This window comes from Plantibacter sp. T3 (assembly GCF_902506515.1).
Lineage (GTDB): Bacteria > Actinomycetota > Actinomycetes > Actinomycetales > Microbacteriaceae > Plantibacter > Plantibacter auratus.
The window spans coordinates 1,733,552-1,747,414 of sequence record NZ_LR733286.1 but is presented as its reverse complement, the minus strand read 5'-3'; the positions used below and the strand labels follow the sequence as shown (position 1 = coordinate 1,747,414).

Here is a 13,863-nt window from a genome sequence, read left to right as displayed (position 1 = left end):
TCCCATCCTTCGTCTCCCACCACGGTCCGCTCAGGTTACTGGGCGCGCATCCACGCTTCGATGCCCGACGCGTCGATGGGCAGCGCATCCGACAGCACCTCGGCGCCGTCGGCCGTCACGAGCAGGTCGTCCTCGAGCCGGACGCCGATGCCGCGCAGTTCCGGTGGAACCGTCTCGTCGAAGGCGTGGAAGTACAGCCCCGGCTCGACCGTGAGCACCATGCCGGGCGCCATCGAGCCGCCCTGGTAGGCCCCGTAGGAGGACTTGGCGCAGTCGTGGACATCGAGGCCGAGGTGGTGACCGATGCCGCACACGAGGTACCGCCGGTGCTGTTGCCCGACCGGGCTCAGAGCCTCGTCGACGGACACCGGCAGGAGGTCCCAGTCGTGGAGCCCCTGCGCGATGACCTCCATGGCCGCGTGGTGGAAGTCGGTGAAGTCGCGGCCCGGGCGTACGGCGGCCATCCCGGCGCGGTGGGACGCCTCGACGAGGTCGTGGACGCGACGCTGCTCCGGACTGAAGGTGCCCGAGACGGGGAAGGTGCGGGTCACGTCCGCCGTGTAGAACGCACGCGTCTCCACGCCCATGTCGAGCAGGATCGCGTCCTCGGGGCGGACCGGGCCGTCGCACCGCACCCAGTGGAGCGTGGGTGCGTGCGCGCCGCTGCCGACGATGGTCGAGTAGCCGGGGCCGTTCCCCGTGGTGCGGGCGTGCCGGTCGAAGGTCCCCTGCAGCCAGCGCTCACCCCCGCCGGCGACGGCCGTCGGCAGCTCCCGGATCACGGCGGAGAACCCGCCGACGGTCGCGTCGACCGCTCGCCGCAGCTCCGCGATCTCCCACTCGTCCTTGATCATGCGCAGTTCCGAGAGCACACGGCCGAGTTCCGGCGCGACCGTCAGCGGCTCGAGCGCTCGATGCTGCGAGGTCAGTGTCCCCGCGAGGAGTGGTCGCTCGACGCCTCGGAGCGCGTCGGGCAGCGCGGCGAGCACCTCGACCCGGAGGTCGAGGACCGCCGACCAGTCGGCCGGCCCCGGCGCGGAGCCGACCCAGAGCTCACCGTGGTTGGCGTCGGCGAAGAACCCGGTCTCGCCCGGGTGCGCCGGTGCCGGGATGTACAACGTCGCGTCGTGCCCGGCGCCGCTCGGACGCAGCACGAGGACCGCGTCCTCGGCGGAGCAGCCGGTGAGCCAGAAGAAGTCGCTGTCGGGGCGGAAGTCGTAGTTCGAGTCGTTGGCACGGACGGGCGCGCGTCCGGCGGCGACGACGAGTGTCCGCCCGACGAAGGCCTCGCTCAGCCGACGACGGTGCTCGGCTGCGGCCGCGGCGATCCCGGGCTCGACCGGCGGCCTGCGGTCGGGGGTACCCCAGCCGGTGCCGAGGAACTCGCGGAACGCCGGCACCTCGGCCAGGCGGGGCAGCTTCGGGTCCGGGTTCGCCGGGCGCGGCATGGACGTGGCGGGTGCCTCCGTGGTGGCCGGCGCGAGGCCCGCCGTCTGCTCGGGTGCCTGCTGCTGCGTGTCGGTCATGCCTGCTCCTCATCCGCGCGACGGCCGCCGCGCTCGTCCACCATCGAGAACAGGCGGCGCACCACGGCGGCGTCCTGGATCCCGTCGTGCTCGTACTCGTTCGTGACCCAGGCGGTCGCCCCGCCGACGGCGTCGACCGTCTCCAACTGCAGCTGCGCGTCCACGTACATGTCGTCGAAGTACACGGCCGCGGCGAGCGGCACCGTGCTCGCCTGCAGGACAGCGGGGTCGTACAGCGGGTCCCAGTCGGTCTTGGCCGCCAGTCGCTCCACCGCGCCCTGGAAGGGTCGGAGTGAGCGGATCTCCTCGAACATCCAGGGGTAGACCATCTCCCCCGTGAACAGCAGCGGCCTGGCCGTCTCGGCGAACGCCGGCCGTGCGCCGCGCTCGGCCTGCGCCGCCCACGCGGTCGCCCCCGAGCCGGCGGCACCGTAGATGCTCTCCTGCAAGGCGATGAAGAGGGGGTTGTCGACGTAGGACGTCCTCCCCCAGACCTGCGCCAGGAAGGTGTCGCTCAAGCGGTCGCCGCTGTCGAACGCCTCGTCGAGCAGCCAGTGGAGGCGCTCGTAGCCGGGCTTCATCCCGAAGTCGATCCCGAGGTTCTGGAAGCGCCGCACGGTGAGTCGGTCGCCGTCCGGCAGGAGCACCTCCTCGGCAGCGAGTCGGTCGGCGATCCGCGCGACGGTGTCGACGTCCTGGGGGTACCGCTCGGCGAAGGCCCGGTTCTTGCGCTCGGTGCGCGGATAGGTGCGGCGGTAGACCTCAGCCGCCGACGGGTGGATGCCCGCGAGACCGCCGGTGACGTAGCAGGCGGCCAGTCCCTCCGGGGCTCGCGAGAGGTAGGTGAGGGTGAGGAACCCGCCGTAGCTCTGACCGAGCGTCGACCAGCGACGGCCACCGAAGACGGTGCGGCGCAGGTACTCGGCGTCGTCGACGATCGAGTCGGCCCGGAAGCGTTCCAGGTACTCGGCCTGTGCGGCAGCGTCACCGACGGCCGCGATGGACCGGCCGTCGATCCTGGTGCTCCGGCCGGTGCCGCGCTGGTCGAGCAGCACGAGCCGGAAGGTGCGGAGGGCCTCGGCGACCCAGCCGTCCCTCGACACCGGGCGCGGGCCTTTGCCGCCCGGTCCGCCCTGGAGGAACACGAGGACCGGGAGCTGCTCGTCGCGACGCAGAGGGTCGACAAGTTCGCGGGCGAACAGGCTGATCGTGCGGCCGTCGTCGGGGCGCCGCCAGTCGAGCGGGACGTCGACCGTGTGGTCGGTCACGTGGATCCCCGGCAGCAGGGAGGTGGTGGTGCGGTGGGTCATGCCTCTGTCCTTCCGGCGGCCGGTCCGTGCGTCCGCTCCTGTTCGAGCATGGTGGCACGCGCGGCCTCCCAGCTCGGGTCGATCGTGGGCACGGCGGCGAGCAGGGTCTTCGTGTACTCGTCCTGCGGGTGGTCGAAGATCGCCTCGCGGTCACCCTGCTCGACCACCTTGCCCCGGTGCATGACCGCGACGTCGTGCGCGATCTGCCGCACGACGGCGAGGTCGTGCGCGATGAACAGGTAGCTCAGGCCGCGCTCGGCCTGCAGGTCGCGCAGCAGGTCGATGATGCGTGCCTGCACCGACACGTCGAGCGCCGACACCGCCTCGTCGCAGATCACGAGCTTCGGGGAGACGGCGAGCGCCCGGGCGATCCCGATGCGCTGGGCCTGGCCGCCGGAGAACTGCCGCGGGTAGCGCTGGAGGTGGTCGGGGTTCAGGCCGACGCGGTCGAGCAGGTCGCGCACGAGGGCACGCTTGCCCTGCTTCGGGGTGATGCCCTGGTAGTCGAGCGGTGCCGACACGATGCGCTCGACGGTGTGCCTCGGGTTGAGGGAGGAGAACGGGTCCTGGAAGACGACCTGCACCTTCGCCCGGAACGCGGCGAGCGCCGGCCCACGCGCAGTGGTGACGTCCTCGCCGTCGAAGGTGATCGTGCCGGCGGTCGGTTCGATGAGCTTCGCGATCATCCGCGCGGTCGTCGACTTGCCGCTGCCCGACTCCCCGACGATGCCGAGCGTCTCGCCGGCGCGGACGGCGAACCCGACGTCGTCGACGGCGCGGAACTGCGTGGTGCGTGCGCGGAACGCGCCGTCGCCCCTCGTGGTGAAGTCCTTCGTGAGCCCGGTGGCCTGCAGGAGCACTGGTGCGTCGTTCATGCCTGTCCCTCTCCGGTCGTGGCGGGTGCCGTCGGCCGCTCGGTGAACGGGTCGTCGATCCGCGGGAGGGCGTCGAGGAGCGCCCGGGTGTACGCCGCCTGTGGTCGGGAGAAGATCTGTTCGGCCGTGCCCATCTCGACGGGGTCGCCGCCGCGCATGACGAGCACGTCGTCGGCGACCTGACTGACGACGGCGAGGTCGTGGGTGATGAAGATCATGCCGGCACCGGTCTCCCGTTGCAGTTCGGAGAGGAGGTCGAGGATCTGCGCCTGGACGGTGACGTCGAGCGCCGTCGTCGGTTCGTCCGCGATGAGCAGGTCGGGTTCCAGACAGAGCGCCATGGCGATCATGATGCGCTGCCGCATGCCGCCCGAGAACTGGTGCGGGTAGTGGTCGACCCGCCGGGAGGCGTCCGCGATGCGGACCCGTTCGAGGGCCTCGATCGTGACGGCCCTGGCGGCCTTCCGGGAGCCGCCGCGATGGGCGCGGTACGCCTCCTCGATCTGCAGTCCGACGGTGTAGTACGGGTTGAGCGAGGAGAGGGGGTCCTGGAAGACCATCGCGATCCGATCGCCGCGCACTCGGCGCATCTCGCGGTCGCTGCGACCGACGAGCTCGTGTCCGCTCAGCCGGACGCTGCCGGTCGTGCGCCCGCCGTTCGGGAGCAGTCCCATGATCGCGAGCGAGGTCATGGACTTGCCGGAGCCGGACTCGCCCACGATGCCGAGGGTCTGGCCGTGCTGGACCGCGAACGACGCCTTCCGCACCACGTCGATGTCGCCGGAGGTGGTCGGGAAGGTGACCGTGAGGTCGTCGACCTCGAGCAGCGCCGCCCCGGGGACGGGCAGGGAGATGGTCCTGGTGACGGTGGGGCTCATGCGCTCTTCACTCTCACTCTCGGGTCGAGGAACGTGTACACGACGTCGACCACGACGTTGCCGATGACCACGAAGAACGCGGCCAGCAGGGTGACGCCCATGATGACGGGCTGGTCGTTCTTCGCGATCGAGTCGGCGGCGAGCTTGCCGACGCCGTTCAGTCCGAACACCGTCTCGGTGATGAGGGCGCCCCCGAGGAGGCCCGCGAAGTCCATGCCGAAGAGCGTGACGACGGGGGTGAGCGCGGGCCGCAGCGCGTGGCGGCGCAGGATGAGCGGCGCGGGCAGGCCCTTCGCCCGGGCGGTCCGCATGAAGTTCTCACCGAGGGTGTCGATGACGTTCGCCCGGACGAGCCTCGCGTACATCGACGCGTAGCCGAGGGCGAGCACGATCCACGGCATGAGGTAGTTCTGGAACCACCGGACCGGGTCCTCGGCGAAGGGCACGGCCTGCGGGAACGGCAGGATCTGCAGTTGCACCACGAGGACGTACTGCAGGAGGAGCGCGAGGAAGTAGTTCGGCAGGCTGATGCCGGCGAGCGCGACCATCATCGCCCCACGGTCCCAGCCGGTCCCCTGCTTGACGGCGCTGAGCAGGCCACCGCTGACGCCGACGAGCAGCCAGAGGACCGCCGCACCGATCGCGACCGTCGCGGTCACGGGGAACCGCGCGGTGATCATGTCCATGACGGACTCGTTGGTCTGGAAGCTGAAGCCGAGGCACGGCGCCGCGCAGGAGACCGCCGAGGCGCCCTCCCCGTAGCTCCGGCCCATGACGATCCCACGGATGAACTCGAGGTACTGCTGCCAGAACGGCTGGTCGAGCCCGAGCTGCGCCCGGATCTGGTCGATGCGGTCGGGGGTGCAGGTCTTGCCGCAGATCTGCACCGCCGGGTCGGGCGACAGCAGGAAGAAGATGACGTAGGTGAAGAGGCTGATGAGCAGCAGGATGCCGATCGCCGACGCGATGCGGCGCAGGAGGTAGAGGGTCATGAGGCGGCGTCTCCCGAGTCGAGGGCCTTGCGCAGGCGGTCGCCGAGCACGGTGAAGGACAGCACCGTGAGGAACAGGAAGGTGCCGGGGATCAGGAAGTACATCGGGTCGACCGCGTACCAGCCGACCGCGGTCGCGATCATCTGGCCCCAGCTCGGCGTGGGCGGGGTGACCCCGACACCGAGGAAGGAGAGGCCCGCCTCCGTGCCGATGTAACCGGGAACGGCGAGGGTGGCCAGGACGATGATGGTGCCGCGGAGGTTCGGCAGGATCTCGCGGAAGACGATGCGGATGCCCCCGGCGCCCGACGCGCGCGCCGATTCGACGAACTCGCTCGTCCGCAGCGACATCGCCTGACCGCGCACCACCCGGGCGGTGTACGGCCAGCCGAAGAGGCTCAGCACGACGACGAGCAGGACCGGTCGGTTGCCGGCGGGCAGGGCCGACAGGAGCGCGATCATGAAGATGAGCGACGGGAACGCCATGAGGAAGTCCATGACGCGGGAGACGACCTGGTCGACCCACCCGCCGTAGAAGCCGGCGAGCATGCCGAGCACGACGCCGAGCACGGTCGTGACGATCGTCGCCGAGACGGCGATCGACAGCGACACCTGCGCACCGAAGGCGATGCGCGCGAAGATGTCGCGTCCGTTCCCGGGTTCGACCCCGAACCAGTGCTCGGCGGAGATCCCGCCGAGGTTGCCGATCGGCACGCCGCCGAGGTCGGAGTCCACCGCCGACTTGTCGAAGGTGTACGGACCCCAGCCGCTGATCGCGGTGATCAGCGGGGCGAGGATCGCGAGCAGCACGACGAGCACGATGAACGCGACGCTGAGCAGCACCGGCGGGCTGGAGCGGAGGGTGGCGATCACCCGCCGCGCGGGGGTGGGCGCGCCGACCGGCGCACCCACCTCCTCGGCGACGGTGGTCAGCTCACTGGGAACGGACGACGACATCTGCGGATACCGGCTTTCCGACTACTTGCCGGCCGAGGACAGGCCGACGGACACGTAGTCGATGCCACCGGAGTACCCGGCGTGCGAGTATGCACCGGCGACGTTGGCTCCGACGACCATGACCGTCTTCTCGAACAGCAGTGGCACCGTCGGCACGAGCTTCTGGATCTGCTCGTCGAGCGCGCCCCAAGCGGCGTTGGCCTCGTCGGTGTCGGTCATCGCGCGGATCTCGGCGATGCGCTCGTTGACGGCGGGGTCGTTCAGCTGCGCGATGTTCGAGTTGCCCTTCGGGAAGATCTGCGAGCCGTCGAAGAGCGGCGGCAGGAAGGTCGAGCCGGAGGCCCAGTCCGGGCACCAGCCGGTGATGGCGGCGTCGTTCTGCTGCGACGTCGTGCCGATGACCTCGTAGTAGGTCGAGGTGTCGATGAGGTTGAAGTTCACCGTGATGCCGGCCTTCGCGAGCGCCTGCTGCACCGCCTCGGCCTGCGCCTGCATCTTGGGCTGGCTGCGGATGTCGAGCGTGAAGGAGAAGCCGTCGGGCAGGCCCGCCTCGGCGAGGAGTTCCTTGGCCTTCTCCGGGTCACCGGCGTTGTCCTTGCTCGGGTAGAGATCGAACTCGGTGTGGCCGGCGACGGTGGGCGGCAGCATGGTGGTCGCGATGTCCGCGAGCTGCGATCCGCCCGAGGCGTCCTTCACCGACTCGCGGTCGATGGCGTAGGCGATGGCCTGGCGGACCAGCGGGTTGTCCATGTTCGGCTTGGTCGTGTTCAGACCCATGTACGTGGTGCAGCCCTGGAGACCGGCGATGGTCCGAGCCTTGAGGGCCGGCGTCTGGATCCGGGAGATGGAGGCAGCCTGGACGGACCCGGCGATCGCGTTCGCGTCGTCACCCTGGCCGGCGATCATGCGCTCGTCGATGGTCGAGGCGTCGAGGCCGAAGGTGAAGTCGAAGCCGTCCGGGTAGGCCTTGCGGACGTCGTCCGTCTTCGGGTCCCACGAGTCGTTGCGGACGAGCTTCAGCTGCGAGCCGCGCTCGTAGCTGTCGACCTTGTAGGGGCCGGAGGCGATCGGCATCTTGTCGAGGCTCGTCGTTGTCACCCGCTCGGTGTCGGCGGGGAAGGGCGTGAAGCTGTTCTGCCCGACGACGCTCGCGAAGTCGGCGAACGGCTCCTTGAGCGTGAAGACGATGGTCTGGTCGTCCGGCGTCTGGATGGACGGCAGGTCGCCCGTGATGTACGGGCCCTCGTACGAGTCCGTGCCGGCGATCGTGAGGCGGGCGTAGGGCGATCCGACGGCGATGGCCGGGTCGAAGGAGCGCTCGACGCCGAACTTCACGTCCTTGCTCGTGATCGGCGTGCCGTCCTCGAACTTGAGGTCGTCCTTGAGCGTGAACGTCCACTGGAGGCCGTCGTCGCTCACCGTGCCGAGGTCGGTCGCGAGGTCGGGGACCATCTCGGTGCCCTTGGCGCCCTCGCCCGTCGACTGCGTCGTCAACGTGCGGTAGATGAGGCGGTAGAAGTTGTTCACGCCGCCGTCGAAGCCCTGGACCGGGTCGAGGTGCGAGAAGTCCGCGTTCAGGAGGACGTCGACGGTGCCGCCCTCCACCGGGGTGCTGGACGGTCCGTCACCTCCTGAGCCGGAACCCGCGGAGGTACACCCCGCGAGGAGGAGGACGGCCGCCGCCGCGAGGGCGGGGATGGAGAATCGTTGCTTCATGACGCTCTGCTTTCGTGTCGATCGGGCGGGTCGCCCGCGGGTGGAGAGGGTGGAGCGGGGTCGGGGGACGGGAGGAGGTCAGTGGGAGCGGAACCAGACGCGCATGGCACCCGGTTCGCGGTTGCCCCAGAGGGCGTAGGGGATGAGGGTCGCGGTGGTCTGTGTCACCGAGGCCGTCGTCGCGACCTCGGCGAGCGGTGCCGTGGCGGGCTCGGCGTCGGGCGCCCCGGACAGGATCGGGTAGAGCACGGCCGGAGCGGGGGCGTCGACGGTCGCCGGGACGAGGAGCGCGACGGCGTCGATCCCCTCCCGGTCCAGGATCCGACGGTGCTCGACGACCGCGCGATCCGCGTCGGCTCCGGAGAACCGCAGGAGATCGAGGTCCGCCGTCGTGTCCTGCTGCTCGGCGCAGGAGACGATCGGTCCGCGGACGAAGGCGATCGAGCCGCGGAGGGCGTCCACGGAGGGGTGCGCGCCGTGCGCCCGGACGGGCATCGGGAGGTCGAGCTCCACGGTGTCGCCCGCACGCCACCAGCGCCGGACACGGACCCATCCGTCGACGGGTTCGAGCGGCGCGGCCGATCCACCCACGCGGATGGAGCCGCCCACGACCCACGCGGGGATGCGGATCGCGAGCTCGACCTCGTCGTCGGCGGCGGCGTCCACCGTCACGGTGACCGCTCCGTCCCACGGATACGCGGTGTCGACGGTGAAGGAGAGCCGCTCGGTCGCGATCGACGCCGCGGTGAGGTGGGCGACTTCGACACCGGCGGGGGTCGACGTCGCGAGGTGATCCTGCAGCTCCGCGGTCCAGCGCACGATGTTCGGCGGGCAACACGGGCAGCCGAACCAGCCCCGTCTGAGGAGTTCGCCGTCCGCCTCCGCCCCCGACCGCTGCAGGTGGTCGGGGCGACGCTGCAGCGGGTTGTCGTAGAAGAAGGCCATGCCGTCCGCGGAGAGGCCGGCGGCGTACGCGTTGTAGAGGACGGTCTCGACGGTGTCGAGGACGGCGGCCGACCCGGTCGCGAGGTACAGGCGCCAGCCCCACTGCATCACGGCGATCGCCGCGCACGTCTCGCTGTAGGAGCGTTCGGACGGCAACTCGTAGCGGTCGCCGATCGCCTCGTCGGAGTGTCGACTCCCGAGGCCGCCCGTGAGGTAGAGCTTCGTCTCCACCATGTCGTCCCAGAGCCGCTGCAGCGATGCGAGCAGCTCCTGGTCGCCGCGTTCGAGGGCGACGTCGGTCGCTCCGGCGGCCAGGTACGCCATGCGGACGGCGTGTCCGGTCACGGAGTCGAGCTCGCGCAGTGGGGCCGAGTCCTGGAAGTACTCGGCGGGGAAGACCCGGAGCTCGACCGTGCCGTGACCACGTCGGTCGACGAACGCGGTCGCGAGCTCGAGGTAGGACGGCACGCCGGTCTCACGGAACAGCTCGACCAGGGCCATCTCGACCTCGGGGTGCCCGCACACCTGCGGGTCGCCGTCCGGTCCGAACCGTTCGACGGCGAGGTCGGCGAACGCCCGGGCGACGATCAGCAGACGGTCGTCGCCGAGACGACGCTTCGCGGCGATCGCCGCCTGGATGAGGTGCCCGAGGTTGTACAGCTCATGGCCCCAGGCGAGGTCCTCCCAGGGTTCCTTCTCGATCTCCGGAGCCTGGAAGTAGGAGTTGAGGTACCCGTCCTCGCGCTGCGCGGCTTCGATGACGCCGACGGCCTCCTCGTAGAAGTCGCGGACATCGCCGGGTGCCGCCCCGACGATCTCGTCTTCCGCGAGCAGGTAGACGAGGCCTTCGAGGGTCTTGAACACGTCCGTGTCGAGGAACGGGTAGCGCCCGCGGAAGCGTGACGTGCCGTCCCCCGGGTCGGCGATCCGGGCGAGGTTGTCGAGGTTGCCGGCGAGGCGGAGCTGCTCGACCGAGTGCGGGACGGTGGCGTCGCGGTTCCGACGCTGCCACGCACCGAGCTCGCCAGCTCCCAGCGCGACCTGTCCGGCGCCCAGCGGGATGCGGACTCCCGCGATCGGTGCGACGGCGGCGTAACGGCCTCCCGCGTGCACCGCGGTGCTCGCTGCTCGGGCGTCTTCGTCGAAGCTCATGGGCGACAGGCCTTTCTGTACCGTGTGACACAGTACACGGATCCGGGTTTGTGATGGGTGACACATTACTCACCTGCTCCAGCGGACTGTCAAGCGCCGACGACCGATTCCAGGAGATGGAAACACAGCCGTAACGCGCCTCTCCCAGCAGACTCCTCACCGGATGCGCTACGCTGAAGGAACTTGCGTGCGATCGCGCCATCCGGTGCGGTACTCGCTTGCGTCGTAGAACGCTCCCTCTCTCCCCTGCACGGCACCCAGCGGTGCATGCCAGGGTCGATGACACTTCATACGGCGAACGGATGCGCGACCTGCGCCTTCGCCACCTCCCACCAGCGACGACGCCGACGGAAGCACGCCGTACCATCCACGTGAGTCATCACGTGCGTGGTCATCCCGGCAGTGCCCGCTACCGCACACGAGTGCGCCGGCAGCCGTCATCGAAGCTCGTGGCCGTGCCTGAAAGAGACACACACCCATGACCGAAGCAACCATCACCTTCGACGCCCTCGGCGTCCCGGCACCGCTCGTCGCCTCCCTCGCGAAGGACGGCAAGACGAGCGCGTTCCCCATCCAGATCGACACACTCCCCGACACCCTCGGCGGACGCGACGTCCTCGGCCGCGGCAAGACCGGCTCCGGCAAGACCCTGGCCTTCAGCATCCCGATGGTCGCCCGTCTCGGCGGCGCCCTCGCCGGTGGCAAGCGCCGCCCGGGTCGCCCGCTCGGACTCGTCCTCGCTCCGACGCGCGAGCTCGCCACGCAGATCGCCGCGGTCATGCAGCCGCTGGCCGACGCCTACTCGCTGAAGACCACCACGATCTTCGGCGGCGTCTCGCAGAAGCGTCAGGAAGAGGCGCTCCGCGCCGGCGTCGACATCGTCATCGCCTGCCCCGGCCGCCTCGAGGACCTCATGAAGCAGGGCTTCGTGAACCTCGACGCCGTGGAGATCACCGTCCTCGACGAGGCCGACCACATGGCCGACCTCGGCTTCCTGCCGGTCGTCACGCGCATCCTCGACAAGACGCCTCGCGGCGGGCAGCGTCTGCTGTTCTCCGCGACGCTCGACAACGGCGTGGACAAGCTCGTCCGCAAGTTCCTGCAGAACGAGGTGCTCCACTCCGTCGACGAGGCGAACTCGCCCGTCGCCGCGATGACGCACCACGTCTTCACGACCCCCTCGGTCGAGTCGAAGAAGGACCTCATCCAGGCCCTCGCCTCAGGTAGTGGCCGACGCATCCTCTTCATGCGCACGAAGCACCACGCCAAGAAGCTCGCGAAGCAGCTCACCGACTCCGGCATCCCCGCGGTCGACCTGCACGGCAACCTCTCGCAGGTGGCCCGCGACCGCAACCTCGCGGCCTTCAGCGCCGGGACCGCCAAGGTCCTCGTCGCCACCGACGTCGCCGCCCGCGGTGTGCACGTCGACGACGTCGAACTCGTCATCCACGTCGACCCGCCGACCGAGCACAAGGCGTACCTGCACCGCTCGGGCCGCACGGCTCGTGCGGGCAGCGCCGGTGACGTCGTCACCCTCGCGATCCCCGGCCAGATGGAGGACCTCAAGAAGCTCCTCCGCAAGGCCGAGATCAACGTCACCCCGCAGGCGGTCACCGCGACCTCCCCGGCGGTCCTCGAGCTCATCGGCGACGTCGCCGCCTACGTGAAGCCCGCGCCGCGCGCGGCCGTGCAGCAGCAGGGTGGTGGCGGTGGTGGTCGGTCGCAGGGTGCCAACGCGCAGCGTAAGCGTGCAGCCCGCGACGGCAACGGCCTCGGCAACGGTCACCGCGACCGCGACGGTGCCCGCGCCGGCGCGAGCCGCGACAGCGCTCCTCGCGAGGGCGGCCAGGGCGGCGGCGGTCGTCGTGGCGGTCGTCCCGCCGGCGGTAACGGTGGTCAGGGCGGACAGCGCTCCGGCGCCGGTCGCTCGGGCGGCGCCCGTGCAGGCGCCGGTGCCGCCACCGGTGGCAGCCGCACGCACTACAGCACCGGCTACGCCGCGAACTCGGGCGCTCCCGCCGAGTCCTCGCGCCCCCGGACCAACCGTCGCGCGTCCAGCGGCAACTAGCAGCGAACCGCTCGAACGAAGCGCCGTCCACCGCAGGGTGGGCGGCGCTTCGCCGTTCGCGAACCCACTCGATTTCGCGAGACGGGGGCGCTCGGGATACGGTTCCACCATGAACGCCACCGCAGTCGTCCGCCCCATCCGAGACGTCGACGCCGAGTCGCTGGGGCGCGTGCACGCCACGTGCTGGCACGAGACCTACGACCACCTCATCAGCTCGGCCACCCTCGCGAAGCTGTCACCACGCCGCATGGCCGAGCTGTGGACCCACTGGGCCGCGCAGGGACCCGAGTACACGCACTTCGCAGCGCTCGTCGACGGCGAGATCGTCGGCTTCTCGGGTTCGGGCCCGGCCCGCGACGAGGACGCACCCCGTGAGCGCGAGCTGTACTTCATCTACCTGTTGGACGCGTTCCACGGGACCGGCATCGGTCAGCAGCTGTTCGACGCCGCCATCCCCGACGGTCAGCCGTCATTCCTGTGGGTCGCCGCGGACAATCCGCGCGCGCACCGCTTCTACCAGCGCAACGGGTTCGTCCTCGACGGTGGAGCCAAGACCGAGCCCTTCCTCGGCGAGATGATCGACGAGGTCCGCTACACCCGCTGACGCATCGGTCCCTGAGCCCTTATCCGGTCCCTGAGCCGCTCCCCCGGTCCCTGAGCCTGTCGAAGGGCAGGTCCCTGAGCCGCTCCCCCGGTCCCTGAGCCTGTCGAAGGGCAGGTCCCTGAGCCGCTCCCCCGGTCCCTGAGCTTGTCGAAGGGCTAGCGCAGCCGTCCGACGGAGGCGAGGGCCGCGCGGAGGAGCGTGCCGCGGCCGCCCTCCATCTCGGCGGCGATCGCGTCGGAGGACGCCGCCTCGGGTGTCATCCACGTGAGTTCGAGCGCGTCCTGGCGGGGTTCGCAGGTGCCGGTCACGGGGACGACGTACGCAAGTGCGACGGCGTGCTGCCGGTCGTCGGAGTACGGCGAGAGGCCGGGCAATGGGAAGTACTCGGCCACCTGGAACGGCACGGGCGACGCAGGGAGCAGCGGGAACGCCATCGGACCGAGGTCCTTCTCCAGGTGGCGGAAGAGCGCGTCGCGGATCGTCTCGCCGTACATGACGCGACCGGAGACGAGCGTTCGCGTCATCTCGCCGAGCGCCGTGGCCCGGAGCAGGACGCCCACCTCGGTGACGACGCCGAAGCCGTCGACGCGGACCGGCACGGCCTCCACGTACAGCAGCGGGAGCCGGCGGCGGATCTCCTCGAGTTCGACGTCCGACAGCCAGCCCGGATTGGAATTGCCGGGGAGATCGGGTTCCGGGTTGGGATCAGGGGTACGAACGCTCATAGCTCCTTCATACCGTATGGAGCCGAGCGGCGATCCAGGCGGGCGGCGGTTCGACCGGACACCGCGCCCGACGCGCGGCGGGATCATACGGGGCCACGCGACCGCGCGCGACGCCG

The 13,863-nt window shown here is 70.4% G+C and carries 11 protein-coding genes; 2 read left to right on the top strand and 9 right to left on the bottom strand.

The features are described 5' to 3' along the window. Nucleotides 1-35: 35 nt before the first annotated feature. From GV015_RS08410 to GV015_RS08375, 8 genes are all read right to left on the bottom strand, one after another. The gene (locus GV015_RS08410) at nt 36-1,526 is read right to left on the bottom strand and encodes an aminopeptidase P family protein (RefSeq protein ID WP_371416549.1); all 1,491 of its coding nucleotides are present in this window, start codon (nt 1,524-1,526) and stop codon (nt 36-38) included. Next, nucleotides 1,523-2,836 (bottom strand): alpha/beta fold hydrolase, encoded by a 1,314-nt coding sequence (locus GV015_RS08405; protein ID WP_159877890.1) that lies wholly within the window; start codon nt 2,834-2,836, stop codon nt 1,523-1,525. Before GV015_RS08405 ends, GV015_RS08410 begins: the two co-directional genes overlap by 4 nt. Continuing rightward, nucleotides 2,833-3,711: an ABC transporter ATP-binding protein gene (locus GV015_RS08400; RefSeq protein ID WP_159877888.1), complete on the bottom strand. Its 879-nt coding sequence runs from the start codon at nt 3,709-3,711 to the stop codon at nt 2,833-2,835. The genes GV015_RS08405 and GV015_RS08400 overlap by 4 nt, the downstream gene beginning before the upstream one ends. After that, complete coding sequence (locus tag GV015_RS08395) at nt 3,708-4,589, bottom strand: ABC transporter ATP-binding protein (protein ID WP_079705219.1); 882 nt, start codon at nt 4,587-4,589, stop codon at nt 3,708-3,710. Before GV015_RS08395 ends, GV015_RS08400 begins: the two co-directional genes overlap by 4 nt. Beyond that, nucleotides 4,586-5,581: an ABC transporter permease gene (locus tag GV015_RS08390; RefSeq protein ID WP_079705218.1), complete on the bottom strand. Its 996-nt coding sequence runs from the start codon at nt 5,579-5,581 to the stop codon at nt 4,586-4,588. The genes GV015_RS08395 and GV015_RS08390 overlap by 4 nt, the downstream gene beginning before the upstream one ends. Beyond that, entirely contained in the window at nt 5,578-6,513 is a 936-nt protein-coding gene (locus tag GV015_RS08385; protein WP_064294392.1) for an ABC transporter permease, read from the bottom strand. Before GV015_RS08385 ends, GV015_RS08390 begins: the two co-directional genes overlap by 4 nt. 45 nt (nt 6,514-6,558) lie before the next feature. Continuing rightward, nucleotides 6,559-8,253, bottom strand: coding sequence for an ABC transporter substrate-binding protein (locus GV015_RS08380; protein WP_159877886.1), 1,695 nt, complete (start codon nt 8,251-8,253; stop codon nt 6,559-6,561). 78 nt (nt 8,254-8,331) lie between these two features. Further along, a complete protein-coding gene (locus GV015_RS08375; RefSeq protein ID WP_159877884.1) occupies nt 8,332-10,350 on the bottom strand; it encodes a glycoside hydrolase family 127 protein in 2,019 nt (672 codons plus the stop codon). Between the two features lie 478 nt (nt 10,351-10,828). On the opposite strand from GV015_RS08375, the gene GV015_RS08370 reads away from it, so the two are divergent. Together GV015_RS08370 and GV015_RS08365 are read left to right on the top strand one after the other, a co-directional pair. After that, nucleotides 10,829-12,418: a DEAD/DEAH box helicase gene (locus GV015_RS08370; protein WP_079705214.1), complete on the top strand. Its 1,590-nt coding sequence runs from the start codon at nt 10,829-10,831 to the stop codon at nt 12,416-12,418. Nucleotides 12,419-12,527: 109 nt separating this feature from the next. Further along, nucleotides 12,528-13,022, top strand: a complete 495-nt coding sequence (locus GV015_RS08365) for a GNAT family N-acetyltransferase (protein WP_079705213.1) — start codon at nt 12,528-12,530, stop codon at nt 13,020-13,022. 155 nt (nt 13,023-13,177) lie between these two features. Here GV015_RS08365 and GV015_RS08360 read toward each other — a convergent pair whose 3' ends face one another. Further along, nucleotides 13,178-13,747, bottom strand: coding sequence for an NUDIX hydrolase family protein (locus GV015_RS08360; protein ID WP_064294286.1), 570 nt, complete (start codon nt 13,745-13,747; stop codon nt 13,178-13,180). Nucleotides 13,748-13,863 lie beyond the last annotated feature (116 nt).